The 24,899-nt window shown below is 58.0% G+C and carries 19 protein-coding genes and 1 pseudogene; all 20 read right to left on the reverse strand.

Features of this window, described 5'->3' with window-relative positions; all coding sequences use genetic code 11:
- Complete coding sequence (carB, locus tag HMPREF2860_RS02685) at positions 1 to 3,360, reverse strand: carbamoyl-phosphate synthase large subunit (protein WP_038628913.1); 3,360 nt, start codon at positions 3,358 to 3,360, stop codon at positions 1 to 3.
- A gap of 24 nt (positions 3,361 to 3,384) precedes the next feature.
- The gene (carA, locus tag HMPREF2860_RS02690; protein ID WP_370547304.1) at positions 3,385 to 4,617 is read right to left on the reverse strand and encodes a glutamine-hydrolyzing carbamoyl-phosphate synthase small subunit; all 1,233 of its coding nucleotides are present in this window, start codon (positions 4,615 to 4,617) and stop codon (positions 3,385 to 3,387) included.
- A gap of 38 nt (positions 4,618 to 4,655) precedes the next feature.
- A complete protein-coding gene (locus HMPREF2860_RS02695) occupies positions 4,656 to 6,017 on the reverse strand; it encodes a dihydroorotase (RefSeq protein WP_049181000.1) in 1,362 nt (453 codons plus the stop codon).
- A complete protein-coding gene (locus HMPREF2860_RS02700) occupies positions 6,018 to 6,971 on the reverse strand; it encodes an aspartate carbamoyltransferase catalytic subunit (RefSeq protein ID WP_016422709.1) in 954 nt (317 codons plus the stop codon).
- A complete protein-coding gene (gene pyrR / locus HMPREF2860_RS02705) occupies positions 6,968 to 7,537 on the reverse strand; it encodes a bifunctional pyr operon transcriptional regulator/uracil phosphoribosyltransferase PyrR (RefSeq protein ID WP_038628907.1) in 570 nt (189 codons plus the stop codon). The genes HMPREF2860_RS02700 and pyrR overlap by 4 nt, the downstream gene beginning before the upstream one ends.
- 434 nt (positions 7,538 to 7,971) lie before the next feature.
- Positions 7,972 to 8,493: pseudogene (nusB, locus tag HMPREF2860_RS02710) on the reverse strand (transcription antitermination factor NusB); the annotation flags it as partial.
- A gap of 48 nt (positions 8,494 to 8,541) precedes the next feature.
- Complete coding sequence (gene efp, locus HMPREF2860_RS02715; protein ID WP_016422706.1) at positions 8,542 to 9,105, reverse strand: elongation factor P; 564 nt, start codon at positions 9,103 to 9,105, stop codon at positions 8,542 to 8,544.
- 88 nt (positions 9,106 to 9,193) lie between these two features.
- Positions 9,194 to 10,366: a M24 family metallopeptidase gene (locus tag HMPREF2860_RS02720; RefSeq protein ID WP_049180998.1), complete on the reverse strand. Its 1,173-nt coding sequence runs from the start codon at positions 10,364 to 10,366 to the stop codon at positions 9,194 to 9,196.
- Positions 10,363 to 10,839, reverse strand: a complete 477-nt coding sequence (aroQ, locus tag HMPREF2860_RS02725) for a type II 3-dehydroquinate dehydratase (protein WP_049180997.1) — start codon at positions 10,837 to 10,839, stop codon at positions 10,363 to 10,365. Before aroQ ends, HMPREF2860_RS02720 begins: the two co-directional genes overlap by 4 nt.
- Positions 10,839 to 11,945, reverse strand: a complete 1,107-nt coding sequence (gene aroB / locus HMPREF2860_RS02730) for a 3-dehydroquinate synthase (protein ID WP_038628901.1) — start codon at positions 11,943 to 11,945, stop codon at positions 10,839 to 10,841. Before aroB ends, aroQ begins: the two co-directional genes overlap by 1 nt.
- Positions 11,946 to 12,032: 87 nt before the next feature.
- Positions 12,033 to 12,554 carry a shikimate kinase gene (locus HMPREF2860_RS02735; protein ID WP_038628898.1) on the reverse strand — a complete coding sequence of 174 codons (522 nt, stop codon included), beginning with the start codon at positions 12,552 to 12,554 and terminating at the stop codon, positions 12,033 to 12,035.
- A gap of 40 nt (positions 12,555 to 12,594) precedes the next feature.
- Positions 12,595 to 13,782, reverse strand: coding sequence for a chorismate synthase (aroC, locus tag HMPREF2860_RS02740; protein ID WP_210386744.1), 1,188 nt, complete (start codon positions 13,780 to 13,782; stop codon positions 12,595 to 12,597).
- Between the two features lie 94 nt (positions 13,783 to 13,876).
- On the reverse strand, positions 13,877 to 14,488 hold the full coding sequence (locus tag HMPREF2860_RS02745) for a prepilin peptidase (RefSeq protein ID WP_049180996.1): 612 nt from the start codon (positions 14,486 to 14,488) through the stop codon (positions 13,877 to 13,879).
- Positions 14,489 to 14,514: 26 nt separating this feature from the next.
- Complete coding sequence (locus tag HMPREF2860_RS02750; RefSeq protein ID WP_038628896.1) at positions 14,515 to 15,330, reverse strand: shikimate dehydrogenase; 816 nt, start codon at positions 15,328 to 15,330, stop codon at positions 14,515 to 14,517.
- Between the two features lie 14 nt (positions 15,331 to 15,344).
- Positions 15,345 to 16,571, reverse strand: coding sequence for an endolytic transglycosylase MltG (gene mltG / locus HMPREF2860_RS02755; protein ID WP_038628894.1), 1,227 nt, complete (start codon positions 16,569 to 16,571; stop codon positions 15,345 to 15,347).
- A 258-nt stretch (positions 16,572 to 16,829) separates the two neighbouring features.
- Positions 16,830 to 17,333, reverse strand: a complete 504-nt coding sequence (gene ruvX, locus HMPREF2860_RS02760) for a Holliday junction resolvase RuvX (protein ID WP_038628891.1) — start codon at positions 17,331 to 17,333, stop codon at positions 16,830 to 16,832.
- A 37-nt stretch (positions 17,334 to 17,370) separates the two neighbouring features.
- A complete protein-coding gene (gene alaS, locus HMPREF2860_RS02765) occupies positions 17,371 to 20,031 on the reverse strand; it encodes an alanine--tRNA ligase (protein WP_049180994.1) in 2,661 nt (886 codons plus the stop codon).
- Positions 20,032 to 20,159: 128 nt separating this feature from the next.
- Positions 20,160 to 21,545: a replication-associated recombination protein A gene (locus HMPREF2860_RS02770; protein ID WP_370643280.1), complete on the reverse strand. Its 1,386-nt coding sequence runs from the start codon at positions 21,543 to 21,545 to the stop codon at positions 20,160 to 20,162.
- Between the two features lie 88 nt (positions 21,546 to 21,633).
- Entirely contained in the window at positions 21,634 to 22,815 is a 1,182-nt protein-coding gene (locus HMPREF2860_RS02775) for a phosphotransferase (RefSeq protein ID WP_049180992.1), read from the reverse strand.
- Between the two features lie 147 nt (positions 22,816 to 22,962).
- A complete protein-coding gene (gene aspS, locus HMPREF2860_RS02780) occupies positions 22,963 to 24,792 on the reverse strand; it encodes an aspartate--tRNA ligase (RefSeq protein WP_038628885.1) in 1,830 nt (609 codons plus the stop codon).
- Positions 24,793 to 24,899: the final 107 nt, after the last annotated feature.

A 24,899-nucleotide genomic window follows, 5' to 3' on the forward strand; every position in this document is an offset into this window, starting at 1 on the left:
TTAGACCTGCTCCTGAGCAGCCAACTCTGCCGGGTGGAGCTCCTGCAGAGCCTTAACGCTCATCTCACCGTTGCGCAGTGCCAGGATGCCTTGCAGTGCGGCGACAGCACCCTGAGCGGTAGTCACACAAGTTACGCCCTGGCTCACCGCAGCGGCGCGAATCTCGTATCCGTCAGAACGTGCGCCAGCGGAACCGGATGGGGTGTTGATAATGATGTCAACCTCACCGTCGCGGATCATGTCGACAATGTCGCGCTCGTCAGACGGCGCTTCGGAATCAGTCGTACGCTTTGCGACGACCTCACACTCGACACCGTTGCGGCGCAGCATGCCGGCAGTACCCTCCGTTGCCAGGATGCGGAAGCCCATATCCGCCAGCGTGAGAATCGGGAATACCAGAGTGCGCTTATCGCGGTTGGCCAGCGAGACGAAGATCGTGCCCTCGGTCGGCAACTCACCGAAACCGGCCAGCTCTCCCTTGGCGAAAGCAGCACCAAAGTTGTCGGCCAGCCCCATGACTTCACCGGTGGACTTCATCTCCGGGCTCAGCAGGCTGTCGAGAGCGCGGCCCTCAAAGTCGCGGAAGCGGTTGAACGGCAGGACGGCTTCCTTAACCGCAATCGGAGCGTCAGCGGGCAGAGAACCGCCGTCGAAGTTGGACGGAATCATGCCCTCTTCGCGCAGTTCCGCGATTGTAGTACCCATCATGACGCGGGATGCGGCCTTAGCCAGCGGAACCGAGGTTGCCTTGGAGACAAACGGTACGGTACGAGATGCACGCGGGTTGGCTTCGATGACGTAGAGGGTCTCGTCCTTGAGTGCGTACTGAACGTTCATCAGGCCCTTCACACCGATGCCGTGTGCCAGTGCCTTGGTGGATTCACGCACCTTGTCGATGATGCTTCCGGACAGAGTCATCGGAGGCAGCGCACACGCGGAGTCACCGGAGTGAATACCGGCTTCCTCGATGTGTTCCATGACGCCGCCGAGGTAGACCTCTTCCCCATCACACAGTGCATCAACATCGATTTCGATGGCGCTGTCCAGGAAGCGGTCAACCAGTACCGGGTGCTCATTGGACAGCTCGGTAGCGCGGTTGATGTAGTCCTCCAGGGTGGCCTCATCGTAGACGATTTCCATGCCACGGCCGCCGAGGACGTAGGACGGACGGACCAGCACCGGGTAACCGATGCCAGCGGCAACCTGGCGAGCTTCTGCGAAGGAGGTGGCGGTACCGAACTCCGGCGCCGGCAGGTTGGCCTCAGCCAGGACCTTGCCGAACTCACCACGGTCCTCAGCCAGGTCGATTGCCTCCGGGCTAGTGCCGACAATCGGAACACCTGCGGTCTGCAGACGCTCAGCCAGGCCCAGCGGAGTCTGGCCACCGAGCTGAACAATGACGCCTGCGACCTTTCCAGACTGGCTCTCAGCGTGGTAGACCTCAAGGACATCCTCGAAGGTCAACGGCTCAAAGTAGAGACGGTCTGCGGTGTCGTAGTCGGTGGAGACGGTTTCCGGGTTGCAGTTGACCATGACGGTCTCGTAGCCAACGCGGGAGAGCTCGAGGGCTGCGTGAACACAGGAGTAGTCGAACTCAATGCCCTGGCCGATGCGGTTCGGACCGGAACCGAGGATGATCACCTTTTCCTTCTCGGTCTGCGGAACGACCTCGGACTCAGCAGCCGGGTCCAGTTCGTATGCCGAGTAGTGGTACGGAGTCTGTGCTTCGAACTCGGCGGAGCAGGTATCGACTGTCTTGAATACCGGGTGGATATTCAGGCGCCAGCGCAGCTCACGCACGCCGTCTTCCCCGGCCAACTCCGGACGCAGAGCAGCAATCTGGGCGTCGGAGAGACCCCAGTACTTAGCTTCGCGAAGTAGATCGGAGGTCACCACCGGAGCGTCGATAAGCTCCTTGCGGATATCCTGCAGGTTTTCCATCTCGGCAATAAACCACGGATCGAGGCCAGAAGCTTCGTGGATCTGCTCAATGGAAGCACCCAAACGCTGAGCCAGCTCAACGTCGTAGATGCGGCCTTCAGTCGGACGCTTCAGGTCCTCAAGGACAGCGTTGACATCGTTTGCGCGTTCACCTGCGAAGTCCTCATCCGGAACGGTCCAGAAACCAGCTGGCTTGTTCTCCAGCGAGCGCATGACCTTACCGAGCGCGCCGATGTAGTTGCGGCCGATAGCCATGGCCTCACCGACGGACTTCATGGTGGTGGTCAGCGTGTCGTCAGCACCAGGGAACTTCTCGAAAGCAAAGCGTGGAGCCTTGACAATCACGTAGTCCTGCACCGGCTCAAACGCAGCTGGGGTTTCACCGGTGATGTCGTTGGTGATCTCATCGAGGGTGTAGCCGATAGCCAGCTTGGCAGCAATCTTTGCAATCGGGAAACCAGTTGCCTTGGAAGCAAGCGCCGAGGAGCGGGAGACGCGCGGGTTCATCTCAATGGTGATGATGCGGCCGTCATTTGGATTGATGGCGAACTGGATGTTACAGCCACCGGTGTCAACGCCGACCTCACGCAGGATTGCGATGCCCTGGTCACGCATGGTCTGGAACTCGCGGTCGGTCAGAGTCATCGACGGAGCGACAGTTACCGAGTCACCAGTGTGGACACCGAGGGCATCAACGTTTTCAATGGAGCAGACCACGACAACGTTGTCGTCGCCATCGCGCATGAGCTCGAGCTCAAATTCCTTCCAACCGAGGATGGACTCCTCAATCAGAACATTGGCCTCGGGCGATGCGGCTAGGCCGCCACCTGCAATACGGTCGAGGTCTTCCTGGTTGAAAGCCAGACCGGAGCCCAGACCACCCATGGTGAACGAGGGGCGAACAACGACCGGAAGACCGAGCTCTGCAACAGTCTCATGGACTTCTTCCATGTTGTGGCAGACGCGGGAACGAGCGGACTCGCCACCAATCTTGGCGACGATGTCCTTGAACATCTGGCGATCCTCACCGCGCTGAATGGCCGGAATATCAGCGCCAATCAGCTCGACATTATACTTTTCCAGAATGCCCTCGCGGTCCAGCTGAATAGCTGCGTTCAGTGCAGTCTGGCCACCGAGAGTTGCCAGGACAGCGTCAATCGGGTTGCCCTCTGCAGCTTCCTTGGCCAGGATCTTTTCGATGTACTTGGTTTCAATCGGCTCGATGTAGGTGGAGTCTGCGAACTCCGGGTCAGTCATAATCGTTGCCGGGTTAGAGTTAACCAGCGTGACTCGCAGGCCCTCTTCGCGCAGCACGCGGCAAGCCTGGGTGCCGGAGTAATCGAACTCGCAGGCCTGACCGATAACAATCGGGCCGGAGCCGATAACCAGTACGTGGTTGATGTCTGTACGACGTGGCATGGTGTTAGGTCCCTTAGCCCTTTCCTACTTGTTCGAGTTTCCGGTTGCGGACTTGTTGAAATCGACCTTCTGAATCAGCTCCAGGAAGTCATCGAAGAGAGAGTGCGCATCGTGCGGGCCGGCTGCGGACTCTGGGTGGTACTGCACAGAAAAGGCCATGCCGTTCTTCAGTGCGACACCTTCAACGACGTCGTCGTTAAGGCAAGTGTGCGTAACCTCTGCCTCGCCCCACGGAGTATCGAAACTCTCGCCGGCCTTGCCTTCAAGTGCGAAGCCGTGGTTCTGAGCGGTGATAAAGATGCGGCCAGTGCGGTGGTCCTTCACCGGAACATTGACGCCGCGGTGGCCGAAGACCAGCTTGTAGGTGTTCAGGCCGAGTGCCCGACCAAGAATCTGATTACCGAAGCAGATACCGAATAGCGGCATGCCGTCATCGAGTGCGGCCTTGGCGACCGCAACCATCTCATCAGCAGTTGCCGGGTCACCCGGGCCGTTGGACAAGAAGACGCCATCCGGCTGGTATTCTTTCTTAATATCTTCGTACGGAGTGTTAGCCGGAACCACTACGACTTCCAGGCCACGCTTAGCCAGCTCACGCGGGGTGTTGGACTTAATGCCCAGGTCGTAGGCCACAACACGTGCCTTCTTCTCCCCCTGTGCTTCCACAACATAGGCCTGATCGGTGCTGACCTCGCGAGCCAGATCCGCGCCCTTCATCGCAGGCTGAGCGCGAACGATTTCCACCAGCTTATCGACGGGTTGCTGTGCGTCCTCACCAGAGAAAATACCAGCGGCAATCGAGCCATTGTCGCGCAAATGGCGAACCAGCGCGCGGGTATCAATCTGACGGATACCGATGATGCCCTGTGCCTTCAGCTCATCTTCCAAGCTGCGCTCGGAGCGCCAGTTGGAGGGAATACGCGATAGATCGCGGATAATAAAGCCCGCTGCCCAAATCTTGTTTCCACGGGACTCGTAGTCCTCGTCATTCCAACCGGTGTTACCGATCTGTGGTGCAGTGGCCACAACCAGCTGGCGGTGGTAGGACGGGTCAGTCAGGGTTTCCTGGTAGCCCGTCATAGCGGTGGTAAAAACTGCCTCACCCAGGGTCGTACCGGTGGCGCCAAAACCGCGTCCGCGGAACACTCGTCCATCTGCCAATACCAGGACTGCCGCTGTAGCGGCCGCGGCCTGCGACTCGTTGCTCACGTTATTGCCTTTCAGTTGGGTAGCGTGCGAGGAATTTACATTAATCATACGGGACGCATGTGAGTTTTTATGCGTTGACATGAATATTATCCAGCGACCTCTCCGTTAAGAGCGGTCACCTTACCGCGCAGCACGGTAGCTGCCACGGACACGGCCATCTCCATTTCCTCATAAGGAGTGTTCTCGGACTTCGACGCCAGGTCTTCGCCGCGGACCGTCCACTTTTTGCCCGGGTCAACAACGGTCAGGTTGGCAGGCTCACCGACAGCGATTGGTCGGCCGTGCCCCGGCAGCTTCACAATTTGAGCAGGACGCTCACTCATAACCTTGGCCAGCCAGCGCCAATCACAATCGCCCTTCAAAACGAACTCTTCGGCGATGATTGGCATCGAGGTCTCCAGACCAAGCATGCCGGGCTTAGCGTGCTCGAACTCGCAGCACTTTTCTTCAGAGCCGTGCGGAGCATGGTCGGTAGCGACACAGTCAATAATCCCGTCAATCAGAGCCTGACGCAGAGCCAGGGTGTCGCGCTGCTCACGCAGCGGCGGGTTGACGCGGTAGACGCCGTCGTAGGTCTCCAGCTTCTCATCGGTGAGAATTAGGTGATGTGGGGTAACCTCGGCGGTCAGCGGAATGTCATGCTCCTTTGCCCACTTGACCAGCTCAACAGTGCCTTCGGTGGAAGCGTGGCAGATATGCATGCGTCCGCCGTAGTCGCGAGCCATGATGGCATCTCGGGCCACGATGGACTCCTCGGCTACGCGCGGCCACCCGGTCAGGCCCAGACGTGCGGCGGTCGCACCTTCGTGGGCCGATGCATCTGCGGTCAGACGCGGATCTTCGCAGTGCTGCGCCAGCAATACGTCTTCGCCGCGGGCGTATTCAATCGCGCGGCGCATAATCAGCGGATTGTCGACGCACTTACCGTCATCGGAGAACATGCGTACCTTCGCCTGCGAGTCTGCCATCATGCCGAACTCGGTCAGCGTCTCGCCCTTCAGGCCCTTAGTAATAGAGCCGACCGGGTGAATGTCGCAGAGGTTCAGCGCCTGGCCCTTGAGCCATACCGACTCAGCAATCGAAGGGTCGTCGGTTACCGGAGCGGTATTGGCCATAGTGAACACTGCGGTGAAACCACCGCGTGCTGCGGCAGCGGAACCAGTGGCCAGGGTTTCCGTATCTTCACGGCCCGGCTCACGCAGGTGCACATGGATGTCGACCAGACCTGGCAGAAGAACGAGGGAGTCGAACTCCAGGACCTCTACCCCGTCCTCGGCCGTGAGGTTTTCGCCAATCTCAGCGATAACGCCATCGTCAATCAAGACGTCGACATCTTCGCCTTCACCGTAGGGACGCACACCCTTCAGCAGTAGTTGTCCCCGTGCAGGTGCTGCCAATGGTCCTACCTCGGGGTACGAGGCTTCGTCATATTCATTGCGATTCGACATTTATGCCTGCCCTTCCAAGTTGGCGGAAACGCCTGAGGTCAGCAGTGTGAAAAGAACTGCCATGCGGACGTGGACACCGTTGGCTACCTGCTGCAGCACGGCAGTGCGCGGCAGATCAGCGACGGCATCGTTAATTTCCATGCCACGAAGCATCGGACCTGGGTGCATCACAATGCAGTCGTCGCGAAGCATCTTCTCACGAGCCTTCGACAGCCCGTAGCGAGTGGCGTATTCGCGATGGGATGGGAAGAAACCTCCGTTCATGCGCTCCTGCTGAACGCGGAGCATCATCACGGCATCAGCATCTCGGATCTCGTCTTCCATGCGGTAGGCAACACGCACCGGCCAGGTCTCGATGCCAAATGGCAGCAACGTCGGTGGGGCGACGAAGACGACTTCGGCGCCGAGCTTGCTCAGGAGATCGGCGTTAGAGCGGGCGACGCGAGAATGCAGGATATCGCCAACGATGACGACCTTGCGCCCCTCAATTCCACCGAGACGCTGACGCAACGTCACCGCGTCCAGGAGAGCCTGCGTCGGGTGCTGGTGCTTTCCGTCACCCGCGTTGATGATCGATGGGCCGTTGCCAAATTCCTCAGTCCACTTGGCGATCAGCTGTGCCGCTCCCGACGATGGGTGCCTAACGACGATGGCATCGCCGCCGATAGCATCCAAAGTCAGCGCGGTGTCTTTCAGGCTCTCGCCCTTCTTCACAGAGGAAGAGGAAGCTGAGATATTAATAACATCGGCGCTCATCCACTTACCCGCAGTCTCAAAAGATGAGCGGGTGCGCGTGGAGTTCTCGTAAAAGAGGTTGTAAATAGTGCGGCCGCGCAGGGTCGGCAGCTTCTTAATTTCCCGACCGCGGATGACCTCCTTAAAACGATCGGCCTCATCCATCAGGCCGACAATTTCATCCTTGGTCAAATCCGCAATGCTAATCAGATGTTTCACTGTTCCTCCGCCCGGGTGAGAATAACCGCGTCGCGGCCGTCAAGCGCCTCGACCAGCACATCGACGTCTTCGTCGCGGGAAGTTGGCAGATTCTTACCGACGTAATCGGCGCGAATTGGTAGTTGGCGATGACCACGATCGACCAGCACTGCAAGCTGGATTACTCGCGGGCGACCGATATCAGCAATAGCGTCGAGTGCGGCACGAATCGTGCGACCTGAGAAAAGGACATCGTCTACGAGAACAACGGTGGTTCCGTCAATTCCGGAGTTCGGAATATTCGTGGGCTGCAGGGCGCGGTGCGGGCCCTTGCGCAAGTCATCCCTGTATAGGGTGATATCGAGCGATCCAGTTTCCGGACGTATGCCGGAGAACTGTTCAATCAAATCGGCTAGCTTTTCCGCCAGCGGCACGCCACCAGATGGAATGCCGAGGAGAACTACGCGCCCAGCATTTGGGCTATCCAGCGCAGTTTTTTCAATAATTTGGTGCGCGATGCGCGCGACGGTACGTGCAACTTCGTCTGCATTGAGCAGCTCGGTTGTTTGCGGCGTTCCTTCGCTCATCGTGACCTCCTTCCCCGCCTCTCAGTGCGGTCCGTTAAAGGATGTCTTGATTGTGGATATTTGATTATCAGTCTGCATGACCCGCAACTACGGTCGCGGTGCAAACTTCCGCTGACCAGAATAGCACCCACGCTTAGATTGCCTCTAAATGCAACAAAGCTCCAAGCCCCCAAAAAAGGGACTTGGAGTTTCAGACAATCCGCGAGAAACGACTGCGATTGACTCGCAGTAATCCCGGCCGCTTTTACTGGCTAGGACCCGTTCTCGCTCTTAGCCACGTCTTCAGCCACCAGCTTGGCAATATCGCTCATGTCCAGGCCGGTAATCTTAGCCATCTCATCGGAGTCGACCAATGCCTTGTCAGCTTCCTCATTTGCGGCAGCCTGTGCCTGGATAGCTTCATCGAACTGGGACTCGCCCACCGAAGTGCTCACAGCTGCAGCTGCCAGGCGTGCCTGGTCGGCAATCTTGGCTTCAGCATCGAGTACTGCGTTGATGTACGGTGCCGCCACATCAGTGGAGTATTCCGATGCCAGCTCAACGCCTTCCACCACGGCCACACGCGGAGGCACGTCGGAGTTGTAGAACAGCTCCCAGGTGGAAAGACGCAAAATAGCGCGGTCGACTGCCGGTAGGCGACGCAGCGGCCACTCCTCCGTCAGGTACGAAGAAATCGTAGAGTCGATACCGATGATCTCCGCAGCTACACCGCGCACAATCTGCTCGGTGTACTCCGCAATTGGATTCACATCCAAATCGGGATTACGGACCATTTCCAGCCGCTCTTCAAGAAGCTTGACGACGTCGACGCCTCGCTGCTCGGCCTCAAAAAGCAGATCTACTGCACGACGGCGCGCACGGTAGCGCGCGCCGTGGCGCTTGTAGTTAGGTTCGCGAACGTTCGCGGACTCCTGCGCATCCGAGGTGTCAACGGACTTGTGATCCTTTTCAGTCATGGATGTGTATGTATCGCTCTCAACAAAAGGGTGAACTAGATGAGGGAATTAGTGGTTGACGCGGGACAGGTAGGAACCGTCACGGGTGTCGACCTTCAGAACGTCGCCGGTTTCGATGAACAGCGGCACCTGAATCTCAGCGCCAGTCTCCAAAGTTGCCGGCTTGGTGCCACCGGTGGAGCGGTCGCCCTGCAGACCCGGGTCGGTCTGCTCAACCTTCAGTTCGACCGAAACAGGCATTTCAGCGAAAAGAACGTTGCCCTCATGGAAGGACACCTGGCAGGTGGTTTCCGGAAGCAGGAACTTAGCACCCTCCGGCATCTGAGCATCCAGGATGGAAATCTGGTCGTAGGTCTTGTCGTCCATGAAGACGTATCCTTCACCGTCGTGGTACAGGTACGTCATGTCGCGGCGGTCGACGGTAGCAGTCTCAATCTTGACACCAGCGTTGAAAGTCTTGTCAACAACCTTGCCGGTCAGAACGTCCTTCAGCTTGGTGCGGACGAATGCCGGACCCTTACCTGGCTTGACGTGCTGGAACTCCACGATCTGCTGAAGCTTGTTGTCGTGCTTGATAACTAGACCGTTTTTAAAATCTGCGGTGGTAGCCAACTAAACTCTCCTGAAATTGTTAAAAAGCTCTCTGACGAAACCACGATACTCCGTATCTCATCGAGAGAAAAATAAAAACGCCGTGATGTTAGGCTCGCGGTTTCGGCAGCTGTGTAATAATTTCCGGCTCGGTGTCAGTGATAATCAACGTATCTTCGATGCGCACACCGCCGAACCCCGGAACATAAATACCAGGCTCGATGGTCAACGTCATGCCAGCTGCCAACTTCCCCTTGCCGGTGCGAGCGGCAAATGGAGCCTCATGCACCTCGATACCAATCCCGTGGCCGGTGGAATGGACGAAGTGTTCCCCATAACCAGCATTTTCAATAATGTCCCGGCATGCTGCGTCAACAGCCACAACATCGGCCCCTGGCACGGCCGCTTTTACGCCGGCCAGCTGTGCTTCCAGTACGACGTTGTAAATCTCTCGGGCTTTCTCGTCTGCGAACTCCACACCGGCAACGATCGCGCCGGCCAGATCCGACGACGTACTGTTCGGATTGTTTTCGCTTGACGACGTTGCCGTCTCACCGGCAAAGAGGGTACGTGTCATATCGGAGTTGTAGCCCCCGGCAAAGGCACCAAAGTCAATAGTGACCAGGTCACCTGCCTCGATTACGCGATCTTCCGCTCCGTGATGTGGCTTGGCGGAATTCGGGCCGCTTGCGACAATCGTGTCGAAGCTGGGCCGATCGGCACCATGCATGCGCATCCGGTACTCCAACTCTGCGGCGACTTCGCGCTCCTTGCGGCCGGCGACCACGATGCCGTCGTGAAGCAAGTCCTCGAATGCGCGGACCGCGATGTCGGCGACGTGGCGCAGAGCGACGAGTTCCGTATCGGACTTGATTTCCCGCAGTTTAGAGACGACGCCCGTAGTCGATACCAGCTCGAGTGCCTGTGGACGGGCATCCTCTAGCTCTTGGTAAGCAGCCATGGTGAGGAACTCAGATTCAACACCAAGACGCGAAATATCCAACTTTCGGGCTTGACCGACGAGTGCCACGCCGGTGTTGCGGGCGGTGAGTAACTCCACGTCCGGTGCCTGCTTGCCAGCCTGAACCGTATAGCGGCCGTCGGTGGAAAGCAGCGCTTCCCCACTGGCCGCAACAATCAAACCAGCATTCGAGCCGTGGAAACCCGTAAGCCAACCAACATGCGTCGGATCGACTGTGAGGAAACCGTCGCAGTCGTTGTCGGACAATGCGTCGATAAGAGCGGCTCGGCGGGCGGCGTAGTTCGTGGAGATTTCTGTCATAGTGTCGTACTCACCCTTCTCAGTGCCATGGAATAGCCATCAGTTCCACATCCGACGATAACGCCCGCGGCAAGCGCCGAAAGATACGAGTGATGCCGAAACTCCTCCCGGGCGTGAATGTTTGAAATATGAACCTCGTGGAAGCCCGGGCCGTCGGCAATCTCGGCGAGCGCGTCACGTAGGGCGACGGAGGTGTGTGTCAACCCTCCTGGATTGATAATTACTGGCCAACCGTAATCAGCAGCTTCGTGAACCCACTCGATGAGCTGACCTTCATAGTTGGATTGGCGGCAATCCACTACGACGCCAAGCTCCTTGGCTAGGGTACGAAGTTCAGATTCGACATCGGCCAAAGTAGTGGCACCGTAAATTTCTGGCTGACGCTTGCCCAGACGATCGAGGTTCGGGCCGTTCAAAACAAGCACGGTCGGAATCGCCGTCGTGGCATCCGTTGCTGCACGAAGAGAGGTCATTAGCGGGTTGACTCCTCAGATGCGGCCTGCCCACTGTTGCAGAGCAGTTCGTATGCACGCTCGAGGTCATCCATGCCCGGGCCTTCAAGACGGGCTGTTTCACCGGGGTTTTCCAGAATAACGAATCGGATCGCACCATCGCGGTTCTTCTTATCCCTGGTCATAGCATCGTAGAGCTCGGTAAAACGACCCGCCTGGTAGGTCGTTGGCAGCCCAATGGACTCTAGGATGCGACGGTGGCGGTCTACAAGTTCCTGATTAATATGTCCGGTGATCTTGGCCAGCTCGGCGACATAAACCATGCCTACAGCTACGGCGTGGCCATGGCGCCAACGGTAGTTTTCAAAGTGCTCAACTGCATGACCGAAAGTGTGGCCATAGTTAAGGATCTCGCGGAGGCCAGATTCCTTCAAATCCTCAGCGACAACGCGTGCTTTGACAGCAATCGCGCGCTCGACCAGTTCTGGCAAGTCACCGTCAACATCGAGGCAGGTCTGCGGGTTTGCCTCGTAAAGATCGAGAATCTTCGTGTCCGCGATAAATCCAGCCTTGATGATCTCTGCCGTGCCGGCAATCAGTTCAGCCTTCGGCAAGGTGCGCAGGACATCCAGGTCACAGAACACCGCGGCAGGCTCGTGGAAGGCGCCGACCAGGTTCTTTCCGGCTGCAGTGTTGATACCGGTCTTACCGCCGACAGCTGCGTCGACCATGCCGAGCAGCGTTGTCGGGACCTGGATAACCTTCACTCCACGCATCCACGCGGCGGCGACGAATCCACCGAAATCTGTGGCTGCACCGCCGCCAATCGCGATTACCGCGTCACGCCGGCCCAGACCGCGTTCACCAAAAGTGTCCCAAACTGTTTCAGCAACTGTGAGCGTCTTACCCTCCTCCGCATCAGGAATCTGGATGCTGAAGGCATCGACTCCCTTGTCCGCCAGTGCCTTGATGACGCCGAAGCTCAGCTCTTGAACGCTCCCCTGGTGAATCACCGCAACCTGGGAGGCAAAGGTAACGGCCTCCGCAATCTGCTCGGTGAGTCCATGCCCCATGGTCACCGTGTACGGGGATGGGCCTTCAACACGGATTCTGCGGGTTGAGTTCATTGTCAGTCCCTAGTCGTTAGCGTAAGAAATGTATGGAGTTGCTGGTTATGCGGCAGTGGTTAGCTACCGCCATTTAATAGTCGCCGGTTAAGCCTCGTCGCAGGTTTCATCGAGGTAGCTGAGGATCTCGGCTACAACGCGCTGCGGGGAACGTTCGTCGGAACGCACCTTGAAAGTGGCTGCATCTTCGTAGAAAGCTCGGCGAGCCTCATAGAGTGCGCGGTAATGAGCCTCTGGGTCAGCCGCCTGGAGTACCGGGCGCGAATTGTTACCCGCGGTACGGCGGACGCCCTCTGCAATGCTGATCTCGAGGTAGACGACGTTATGGTCTGCCAGCAGGTCACGGGTCGCCTGCGAAATCACGGCACCACCGCCAAGTGAGACGATTCCGTCGTGGGTCAGAGCCTCCGCCACGACTTGTTCCTCGATGCGGCGGAATTCCGGCTCTCCCAGCTCGGAAAAGACTTCCCCACAAGTCTTGCCCATGCGCTGTTCAATCATCTCATCGGTATCCGTAAGTCTCGTGCTCAATGCACGAGACAGTCGACGACCGATGGTGGACTTTCCCGATCCGGGCGGTCCGACAAGGACAATAGTAGGAACGGACATTCCCCTCGTTTTACCCTTCTTCGTGTGCGCGACAGTGGCGCTATTTCCAATCAAGGCGACGTCGAGTCTGCTCCAAGTAGCCCTCAACGTTACGCTTGGTTTCCTCCAGGCTATCGCCGCCGAACTTCTCCATTACTGCACGCGCCAGTACTAGCGCGACCATTGCCTCTGCGACAACACCGCCGGCCGGGACCGCGCAGACATCAGAGCGCTGGTGGATCGCGGTAGCTGCATCGCCGCTGGCCATATCAACGGTCTTCAACGCACGCGGAACGGTCGAAATTGGCTTCATCGCAGCACGTACAACGAGAGGTTGAGCATTAGTCATGCCACCCTCCAGGCCACCGGCGCGGTTAGTTTCACGATCCACGCCGTCGTCGGTACGCACCATTTCATCATGGGCCTCGGTGCCACGGCGACGGGCTTCCTCAAAACCGTCGCCGATCTCCACGCCCTTGACGGACTGAATTCCCATCAAGGCACCTGCAAGCTGCGAATCCAGACGGGCATCACCGGAAATGTGCGATCCCAGCCCCACCGGCAGACCGTGGACAACGATCTCGACGATGCCACCGAGAGTGTCGCCCTGCTTCTTGGCGGCCTTGATTTCGTCAATCATCGACTCCTCCGCAGCTGCGGAGAATGCACGCACTGGCGACTCGTCAATCTTGTCCTGATCGGCGAAGGTCGGCAGTGGCCCCTCGTAGGGCTCGGAACGACCGATGGAAATAACGTGGCTGACAACTTCCACACCGAGAGTCTCACGCAGAATTGAGCGGGCCACAACTGATGCCGCCACACGTGCTGCAGTCTCACGAGCCGATGACCGCTCCAGGATGTTTCGAGCATCGGTGTGATTGTACTTCAGCATGCCGTTGAAATCGGCATGCCCCGGGCGCGGGCGGGTTAAGGTGGCGCCACGAGCTGTATCCAAAACAGCTGGCGCAACCGGATCCGGGCTCATGACCTCAGTCCACTTGGGCCATTCGGAGTTGCCGACCATTATGCCAATCGGCGATCCCAGCGTCTCACCATGTCGAATGCCAGTCAGCAGCGTGACCTCATCAGCCTCAAACTTCATTCGCGCGCCGCGACCATAACCGAGACGGCGGCGTGCGAGGTGGCGTGATACGTCATCTGTAGTCAGGGGAAGTCCGCCTGGCGCACCTTCTACGAGAGCGATAAGCGCTTTGCCGTGAGATTCACCCGCGGTAGTCCAACGAAGCATAGGTATCATAATGTCACGTTTGCCGTACTTCTTGTGCATTTGGGGGCATACAAGTTTCAAATATGCCCCATTTTATCGCCCCTGGTCTACCGCTTCAGGGGACTTGTAGGTGCCCTCCGCTTATCCCCCACACAATGGCAGTTGCTGCAAGCATTGCAGGCCCATGAGGCACGCTCGCCGGCACACGCGCGGTTTTTGCTTTACGACGGTCACCCCAGCCCCGCTTTCCCGCCGTGACTACTGCGATGAGGAGAGTGAGTCCCGCAGCCAACAGAATTGCCACTGCAATCCAGATCGCTGCCGCCACCGGCTCGCCCGATACCAGACCGACACCGCCACCGAGAATTGCTGCCAGCTTCACATCTCCAGCCCCCATAGAGCGTGGGTTGATTATGAAGACTGCTACATAGAGGCCAAACCAGAGGCCTATTCCTGTTCCTATGGCTGCGACTGCACTGGCGAAATCGTCAGCCAAGGTGCCTTTATGCTGGAGCACCATTCCAGTGATCGCTATCAGGCCCACTCCCCCTAGCATCAACCACCAGTTCGGCAGTCTTCGCCGGATCACATCCAACCAGCAGCCAGTACCGCCCCAGCCGAGAACAAGCAACACGACTAGGTAATAGAAAACCCGGTCAAGGTAGACCGGGTCAATCCTGTGCTGTCCAATCGGAGACAGCCCTATCTCAGTTATGTCCCACCCCATAACTTTGGGATTGTAACGGGTGTGGGTTAGATCGGCAGCGCTGCACGCATCGCCTCGACATCGGGAGTGCGCCCAGTGAACTGCTCGAACTGTCCCACCGCTTGATGTAGCAACATGGACAGTCCACCGACCGCCTGTGTCCCTCCGCGTTCGGCTGCTTTCACAAGTGGGGTTGGCCAGGGATTGTAAATAACATCGAGAATCTTCGGTGCTCGAGCGAGGTAGCCAGCAACCGATTCAATTGCGGCTGACGGCACCGTAGAGACCAGCACGTCGGCATTGCCAGCAATATCTGCCAGGTTTGGAGCGTCAAAAGTCACCCAAACAAATTCCATCCCCAGCGCGGCAGCTAGCGGTTCAATGTCATATGCGCGCTTGGAGCGCGCTATTACAGTCACATGATTGACACCCAGCTGCGATAGCGCCCAAAGTGCCGGTCGTGCCGTGCCACCGGCACCAACAACAACGGCGCGACCACGTGGTGCGTTCGTGCAGTCAATCTCGCGCAGTGCTCCCAATACACCGTCACCATCAGTGTTGTCGGCGAACCAGCCCGAATCGCGACGGACCAGGGTGTTCGCCGAACCAATTAGCCGTGCGCGCTCACTGACTTCATCGGCGAAGTCCAGCGCGGCAAACTTGCCGGGCATCGTGACGGAAAACCCCTGGAAACTGGGGTCTGCGCCACCAACGACGTCGGCAAGCTCTTCGGCGTTGCACCGAATGCGGTCATAGTGCCAGTCATTCATTCCCGCAGCGCAGTAACCGGCGTTGTGAATAGCCGGCGAGTACGAGTGGTCAATCGGATCTCCCAGCACGGCTGCGCGATGAGTTATAGGCATAGGAGTTCTACCTCTTAGCGGTTCGAATCCAGCACGCCATTGCTGCGTGACTCGTCAATAGCGGCCTCGTGCTCTTCGAAGGTCGTGCTAAAGACGGTATTCCCTTCCTTGTCCACCGTGACAAAGTACAGCCAGGTGCCGTCAGCCGGATTTTCCATGGCACGAATCGCCTCGATGGAGGGCGAAGCAATAGGGGTTTCCGGCAGCCCCTCCTTGGCGTAGGTGTTCCATGCGGTCTTTCGCGCGCGGTCCTCATCCGTGGTTGCGATTTCCTGATCCGGCAGATCGTAATTGACTGTCGAGTCGAACTGCAGCTGCATCGGCTCCTCCAGACGGTTCAGAATAACGCGAGCGACCTTATCGAAGTCACCATCTGGCGACTCCATCTGAATCAGAGAAGCTGCGGTAATCAGCTCGTATGGAGACAGACCAACCATGTCCGCTGAAGCCATGAGCCCTGTGTCCTCATAGTTCTTCACCGATTCCTTGACCAATTTTGCCAGCATCTGTTCGGGCGTCTGCTGCGGGTCAAGGTGATGAACACCTGGCGTAATGAGTCCCTCAAGACGACGAGGGTCGTTGCCACGCGCAGTTACCGCGTCCCGTGCCCATTCTGGAACACCGAGCGCGGCCAAATCAGCCTCGCCAGCAGCACGTTCGAGATCGGTCTTGGACACGCAGTCATTGTCCTCAACGCAAGTGGCCTCTGAAATAAGCGAGAAAATTCCCTTACGCACATCCGATGAGGACACAATGCGGGTATCGGCGAAACGGGCGCCAGTCGGAATGTCAACGGTACCGACCTGATTTTCGACATCCAGAAGAGCCTCGACGGTCTCATCGGCCTTCATCCGCTGGTGGAGTCGGTAGAAACCCGGCTGCAATTCACTTGAATGGGAGTTTTCATTCGCGGCCTGGATGAATGCACGGGAAGACTTGACGACGCCGCTTTCCACCAATTGGTTGGACAAATCAGTAAGTGACGTGCCTTCACTGACCTCAACAATCGTCATTGGCCCCTCGGCTTTGCCGTCGTAATCGTCTACAATGCCCCCACGATTCCAGACGAGGCCAATCACTGCGAGGACGAACACGCATAACAGGACAGAAGTCACATTGATTGCCACTGCCGTTTGGCGGTGGCGAACCCGAGGCTTTGTCCCACCGCTGCGAGCACCAGCGCGGTCCCGGTCGTCACCGCCGCTACCAGTGCGGCGCGCAGTCTGCGCGTCTTTACTCATCAATAATCTCCTCGAACGCAGCTCACTCTCCCATCGGTATCAGCGCGGAGTCTTCCCATTTGGGTGCGACACGCGACTAATAGCGACTGGTACGACATAGCTTTACGACGAAGTCGTAGCACTAGGTTGCATTGTAGGTGTGAATCGCCACTTCAACTTTTCAAATCCCATGCACGCAGAAACGTGCTCAGATATTACACACTTAATAATTGCGCAAAGGTGGGTGAATTGTCACCTTTCGGTAACTTTTGTGTGCCCCTAGTCGGTATTTTCGTCCAAAGATTTTGCCCGTCTGTCCAACCAGGATTGTAGAATTTCTACTGCCGCAGCCTGGTCAATAATCTTCCGCCCGGACTTAACATCAATACCTGCTGCGTGCAGCCTTGATTGAGCCATTACCGTCGTCATCCGTTCATCGGCGTAATGCACTACGACTCGGTCACCGAGTCGGCGCTGCAGCCGGAATCCAACGTCAGTAGCTTTCCGCGCAGAAGTCCCGAACGTGCCGTCGAGCATAAGGGGCATCCCGACAACAATCTCGACGACCTCAAGTTCAGTGGCGAGTCCCACGAGCCGGTCAATATCCGGCCCGTCAGGATCTTTTCGCCCCGTTGCTCGAGTGACTGTTTCAACCGGGGTCGCCAGGATACAGTCGGGGTCAGAGACTGCGACACCAACGCGGACATCGCCGACGTCGATTCCGAGCCGCCGACCCCAACCGGGATCATCCTGACCGGGGGTATCAATGCGGGGCTTAGCCATTGTTTACTGCTCTTCCGATAGCACAGCCGTTAATTGACTACTTGGACAGTTCGGCCTCAACAGCGGCCAATGCTGCGTCGATACCGGAGGCATCAGAGCCGGAGCCCTGTGCCATTGCCGGTTTACCGCCGCCCTTGCCGCCGACCTCGGCGCCCATCAGCTTCACCAAATCGCCGGCCTTAATACCGCGATTGACGGCTTCATCCGAAACCGAGGCCACAAATGGAACCTTGCCGCCAGCGTTGGAAATCAACGCAATAACGCTTGGGCGATCCGCAAGACGCTTCGCCAAGTCATTAGCCAGCGAACGGATGTCCTTCATCTCCGTACCGTCGGGAAGCTTAAGGCCGAGGTAAGTAACATCGCCGATGGTGCGAGCGGACTCCAGGTGAGATGCGGCATTGGCCAGCAGCTGTCCGGCCTTGAAATCAGCGAGCTGCTTCTCTGCAGCCTTGAGCTTCTCAGCCAATGCTGCGATGCGGTCTGGCAGCTCAGCAGACGGAGCCTTGAATTCAGTGGCCAGTCGTTCAGCCAGGAGACGCTCGGTGGACAGGTAGCGGAAGGAATCCATACCCGAGTAGGCCTCAATACGGCGCACGCCCGATCCGACAGAGGACTCGCCCAGCACAGCTACCGGACCAATCTGCGAAGAATGCGAAACGTGGGTACCGCCACACAGCTCAATTGAGAACGGGCCACCGACCTCGACAACGCGGACGATGTCGCCGTAGTTTTCGTTGAACAATGCCATGGCACCAGCGGCCTTGGCCTCTTCCAACGGCATCTCGGCAGTATTGACAGCCCAGTCGTTGTCGACAGCCTCATTGGTAATCTGCTCAATCTCACGGAGCTGTTCCGGTGTGAGCTGCTCACCGTACTTGAAGTCGAAACGGAGGTAGCCCGGCTTATTCATGGAACCAGCCTGAGTTGCAGTATCCCCCAGTACCTGACGCAGAGCACCGTGAATCAGGTGAGTTGCAGTGTGCGCCTGACGAGCACCGTGACGCCACTGCTCGTCTACCAAAGCTTCAGCGGAGACGCCCGGGGTAAACTCACCGGCTGTGACGATGCCCTTGTGCAGCCACAGCTTCTTGCCCACCTTTTGGACATCGTTGATGTGGACCACAGCGCCGGAATCAGTCACGATTCGACCACGGTCAGCCAGCTGACCTCCGGCCTCGGCATAGAGCGGAGTGCGGTCGAGGATAACCTCAATCTCATCGCCCTCTGCGGCAAACGCCTGCTTCTGGCCATCGGCAATGATGCCGAGAATCGTGGATTCGTCGGCAAGCCGATCGTAACCAGTGAAGGACGTCGGGTGTTCATCGATGAACTCGCGGTAGACGTGCAGGTCGGTGTGCGACTGTTTCTTTGCCTGGCTGTCGGCCTTTGCACGCGCACGCTGCTCAGCCATCTCGCGATCGAATTCCTCGCGGTCGATGGTCAGGCCAGCTTCTTCGGCCATCTCGATGGTCAGGTCGATTGGGAAGCCGTGGGTGTCATGCAGGGTGAAGGCATCGTGACCGGATAGAACGGTTTTACCCTCTGCCTTGGCCTTGGTGGCCGCGCGCTCGAACAGCTCCTCACCAGCGGACAGAGTCTTGGTGAAGGTCTTTTCCTCGGCGACGGCGACGCGGCGAATACGGTTCCAGTTCTCCGCGATCTCTGGGTACGACGGGGTCATGGTCTCGGCCGCGATACCAATCAGCTTCTCCAGCACTGGACCGTTAGCTCCGAGCAAGCGCGCAGAGCGGATAATACGGCGCAGAAGGCGACGCAGAATATAGCCACGATCGGAGTTCGAGGGAGTGACGCCGTCGAGCATCAGCATCAAGCCGGTACGGCTGTGGTCAGCGATGACGCGGAAACGGATGTTGTCCTGGTGGTTCGAGCTGTATTTCGAACCGGTGAGCCGCTCAGCCTCGTCGATAACCGGACGCAGTAGGTCAGTTTCGTAGACGTTGTCGACACCCTGCAGCAGGAAAGCAACACGCTCGATACCCATACCGGTATCGATGTTCTTCTTCGGCAACGGGCCAAGAATCTCGAAAGAGTCCTTGCCTGTTCCTTCGCCACGCTCGTTTTCCATGAAGACGAGGTTCCAAATCTCGATGTAGCGATCCTCGTCGGCCTCTGGGCCACCATCAGCACCGTACTCCGGGCCGCGATCGTAGAAAATCTCTGAGCACGGACCACACGGGCCAGGTACACCCATGGACCAGTAGTTGTCCGCCATACCTCGGCGCTGAATGCGCTCCTCCGGTACACCAACCTTCTCGTGCCAGATGTCATGGGCCTCATCGTCGTCGAGGAAAACCGTTACCCACAGCTTCCCAGCCGGGATGCCAAAGCCGCCGTCCTCAACAGCACCAGTCAGAAGGCTCCATGCATGAGTGATGGCACCTTCCTTGAAGTAATTTCCGAATGAGAAGTTACCCGCCATCTGGAAGAAGGTGTTGTGGCGGGTGGTGATACCCACCTCTTCAATGTCCAGTGTGCGCACGCACTTCTGAATCGAGGTCGCGGTGGAGAAGTCCGGAGTCTCATTGCCGAGGAAGTAGGGCTTGAACGGCACCATGCCGGCATTAACGAACAGCAGGTTCGGGTCATCCAAAACCAGGGAGGCACTGGGGACCTCGGTGTGTCCCGCCTTTACGAAATGCTGGATGAAGCGATTTCGAATTTCATGAGTCTGCACGGTGTTCTACTTCCTCGTTTCACGTCGAGCGTCCGAGATGTTTAATACAAAACTAGCAGTCTACCCGCTCGGTTCGAGCAACTTTAAAACCACCCCACCGGCACCCCGTAGATCCCGACCGATCTCGCCTACTTCGATTTCCGGCGGCTCCCCCGGATAATTCGGCGAATGCGTCCGAGGTACTCAGCCATGCCGTTTTCACGACCATGATTGGATGGAACGAAATAATCAGTGCCCACCAACTGATCTGGTGGATACTGTTGGGCAACGACACCCATGGGGTCATTGTGCGGGTAGATATAGTCCACCGCGTGACCAAGGTCCTTAGCCCCGCTGTAATGTCCGTCGCGCAAATGCGGTGGCACCGGCCCGGTCTTCCCGGAACGAACATCCTTCAACGCCCCGTCGATTGCGCTTATGACCGAATTGGATTTCGGTGCCGTGGCCAAGTGAATCGTGGCCTGCGCCAGCGTCAGCCGGGCTTCCGGCATGCCTATCAAGGCAACGGCCTGCGCCGCGGCGACGGCGGTTTGCAGTGCTGTCGGGTCTGCCATACCGATGTCTTCGCTAGCCAGAATTACGATTCGGCGGGCAATAAACCGAGGGTCTTCCCCACCCTCAATCATCCGCGCCAAGTAGTGCAGGGCAGCATCGACATCAGACCCTCGAACGGACTTAATAAACGCGCTGGTGACGTCGTAATGCTGGTCGCCATCGCGGTCATAGCGAACCACGGCCCTGTTGATCGAATTGGCAAGCGACTCAGAGGTAATCTGCTCACCGTCGGCTACGGCTTCTGCGGCTGCCTCGAGGTACGTGAGGGAACGACGAGCATCACCAGCTGCCAGCGCAATGAGTTGATTACGTGCATCGTCTGTCATACTGACGCGACCATTGAGGCCGCGCTCATCAGTAAGTGCTCGATCAATGAGCGTGCCGACGGCTTCGTCATCCAGTGGCTGCAACTGTAACAACAGTGATCGACTGAGCAGCGGGGACACCACTGAGAAGGATGGGTTTTCCGTCGTTGCCGCAACGAGAAGGACAATCCGATTTTCCACGGCACCCAACAGGGCATCCTGCTGGGTCTTAGAGAAGCGGTGCACCTCGTCGATGAAGAGCACCGTTTGAATGCCCTGATTAACGAGCGTGCGACGAGCAGTATCGATAACCGCACGCACTTCCTTCACCCCGGCATTAAGCGCGGAAAGCGCTTCAAAGTGTCGACCGGTCGCCGCGGAAATCAAACTGGCAAGAGTGGTCTTGCCAGTTCCAGGAGGGCCAAACAGAATAACGGAGGTGTCGCCGCCCCCCTCGACCAGACGGCGCAACGGTGCTCCGGGTGCTAGCAGGTGGTCTTGACCAACGACTTCATCCAGGTTTCGCGGTCGCATCCGAACAGCCAATGGCGCATGTGCACCTGGGTGGAAATAGGTGTTCGCATCGGAGTTCAGGCCAGTGCTTGCTGGCCCTGCACCCCGACCTTGGCTCTTGGCCGCCGCAGGGCCGGCAATCGAAGGCTCGTCGAAAAGCCCTGGAGCGTCATCGGCGGAGCCGTTTGCACCGCCTGTCGGCAGCTTATTCGGATCCGCCACGTATGCCCTAGCCTTCCTCTTGCTCTAAGAAATCAATTACAGCATGTGCGAACTTTTCCAGCTCGTCGGCACGATCGTCCTCACATCTATGGGCGAACTGCGCAATGGCGCGAGCTGTGTTAGCCATGTCGCGTCGCTCCAATGCTGAGCCACCAACTTCCGGCTTCAGGTCCGTACGTCCTTCATGCCCCACCCACAGCGCTTGCTTCGGAGAACCGAAGACGGAAACCGTTGCGGAGATGAAGAACCAACCGAGCAAAGCCGCAGCAATGAACGCCATCATACGGCGGTCGCTCGTGTCGCGATACCAATGGTCACGAATCTCTTCCATCCATGCACGGACAAATGCGTCGACCTCTGCCTCCGATGGGCGCTCCACGAAAACGTGCAGCGGGAAGCCTGCGACGACGCTGGCCACGTCGAAGATGACATCGCGGTAACCAGCCCACTCATAGTCGAGGAACTGGACCTTGTCCGCCAGCAGAATGTTGTCCGGGGCGAGGTCAAACGGAGTAAACGCCCTATGCGTGCCCTTCTCAATTCGACGAGCAGCATCCTCACCGAAAGAGCGCACAGCGTCGGGAACAGGAATGCCGGAGCCTTCAATAGCTCGCATGCCAAAGCGAATCCCCGACACAATGCCGTGGTCACGCGCCTCGAGAGCCTCACGATCGACCTTGTTCTTCACCCACATACGACGACGCAGGGTCTCAAACCCCTCTTCGCGAGTATGCGTGTGAATATGCATCCGGCCCAGCGACGCGCCGAGACTGCGGAACGCGCGCAATCGACGCTCTTCATCGCCACGAAAGAGTACGTCCGCAAGAGTGTCCACGACACCGACGTCGCTGAGAACCAATAGCTGCTTTGAAACATCGTAAGCAAGAAGCTGAGGCCCCGGGCGAACGTCGTCAGGCAGCGTATTGATGAACTGGTACGCCACGACTTCCCGTAAAACGGCGGGATCGACACCTTCAGTCATCGTAGGAATTTGCTTTACGACGACCGTGCGCTCCTGCATAAAGGGATTTGTGGCGACCCGTACGCGGACAACAAGAGCGTTTGACTGGCCTGTAAGTACTTCTGGATCCGACAACACTGGAGTGCCGCCGAATCGTGCGGAAAGCAGTGTCTCTGCATCTTTAACTACACTGTCAACTTCTGCTGCAGCGTCGTCCGAGTACTCCATTGAATGCCCTTTCAATGAGCCAGTTTCAGTCAGGCGATACGGATGTCGCGTTGTGGCCCGTACCGCCTTAGTTAGGAGGAATCGACCCCGCTCGCGCTGTTCACGCTGGAGTGGCGGAGCACATTCCTCGCAATGTGATTTCTTTGTTTACTTGCTGTCGCCTGCGTCGGCTGCTGCCTTAGCGGCGTCTGCCTTCTGCTTTGGCTTCGGCTTGAAGTCGATACCGGTCTCCTTGCGCTGCTGAGCGGTAATCGGAGTCGGGGCGTCAGTCAACGGATCAACGCCGCCACCGGACTTCGGGAAGGCGATAACATCGCGAATGGAGTCAACGCCGGCCAGCAGGGAAACGATACGGTCCCAACCGAATGCGATACCACCGTGCGGCGGAGCGCCGTACTGGAAAGCGTCCAACAGGAAGCCGAACTGCTCCTGTGCCTCTTCCTCGCCGATGCCCATAACATCGAAGACGCGCTTCTGGACATCTGGGCGGTGAATACGAATGGAGCCGCCACCAATTTCGTTACCGTTGCAGACGATGTCGTAGGCGTAAGCCAGTGCGTTGCCCGGATCCTTGTCGAAGGTATCCATGTGCTCTGGCTTCGGCGAGGTGAAGGCGTGGTGCACAGCAGTCCACTGGGAGTGGCCCAGGGCAACGTCACCGGAAGCGGTAGCGTCGGCAGCCGGCTCGAACAACGGTGCGTCGACGACCCAGGTGAATGCCCAGTCGCCTTCCTTGATCAGGCCGAGCTTCTTGGCAATCTCTCCACGAGCAGCACCCAGCAGTGCACGGGAGCTCTTAGCATCACCTGCAGCGAAGAAGATGCAGTCACCCGGCTTTGCGCCGACGTGCACCGCGATGCCTTCACGCTCTGCGTCAGTAATGTTCTTGGCAACCGGGCCACCCAGAGTGCCGTCCTCCCCGACGAGGATGTAGGCCAGGCCCTTCGCGCCGCGCTGGCGGGCCCAATCCTGCCAAGCATCGAGTTGACGACGAGGCTGCGATGCGCCACCGTCCATAACAACTGCACCAACGTAGTCGTTCTGGAAGACACGGAAAGTGGTGTCCTTGAAGAACTCAGTGCACTCCACCAACGGAATGTCGAAGCGCAGGTCTGGTTTGTCAGAACCGTACTTCTCCATGGCCTCCTTGAAGGTCATGCGTGGAATCGGAGTCTGAACAGTGACACCGGCCTCGGCGAAGATAGCAACCAGAATCTCTTCTGCCAGCGCAATGACATCGTCCTGCTCGGCGAAGCTCATCTCAACGTCGAGCTGAGTGAACTCTGGCTGGCGGTCAGCGCGGAAGTCCTCATCGCGGTAGCAGCGGGCAATCTGGTAGTAGCGCTCCATACCAGCGACCATAAGCAGCTGCTTGAACAGCTGAGGGGACTGCGGCAGTGCATAGAAAGTGCCCGGCTTCAAACGAGCCGGCACTACGAAGTCACGAGCGCCTTCCGGCGTAGAGCGAGTCAACGTCGGAGTCTCGATTTCTGTAAAGTCGTGGCTGTCCAGCACCTTACGTGCTGCGCGGTTGACAGCCGCACGAAGACGCATAATTTTGGCCGGGCCTTCACGGCGTAGGTCTAGGTAGCGGTACTTCAGGCGAGCTTCTTCGCCCACAGTGCCAGAAGTTCCAACGTCCTCGAGCTGGAACGGCAATGCCGCCGACTCGTTGAGGATGGTCAGCTCCGTAACATTGACCTCAATTTCTCCCGATGCCAGGTTCGGGTTTTCGGAGCCCTCCGGGCGCTTCTCAACGACACCGGTGACCTGAATGCAGTACTCGCTGCGCAGGTGGTGTGCACGCTCAGCAACTTCACTGTTGCGGAACACAACCTGGGCGTAACCGGAGCGGTCACGCATGTCAATGAAGATCACACCACCGTGGTCACGGCGGCGTCCTACCCAACCGGTCAGGGTTACTGTGCTGCCGGCGAGGTCAGCGCGGAGGTCTCCGGCAAGATGCGTACGAAGCACTGCGAATTGGTCCTTCCAAAATTGGTGCTATAGGGATTAACGCTGTGGATAGCGGTTTCGTCCGTGTAGTCTACCTTGAAGCCATTAAGGTGAGAAGAAGACCCCGG

This window comes from Corynebacterium sp. HMSC064E10, from assembly GCF_001812505.1.
GTDB lineage: Bacteria > Actinomycetota > Actinomycetes > Mycobacteriales > Mycobacteriaceae > Corynebacterium > Corynebacterium amycolatum.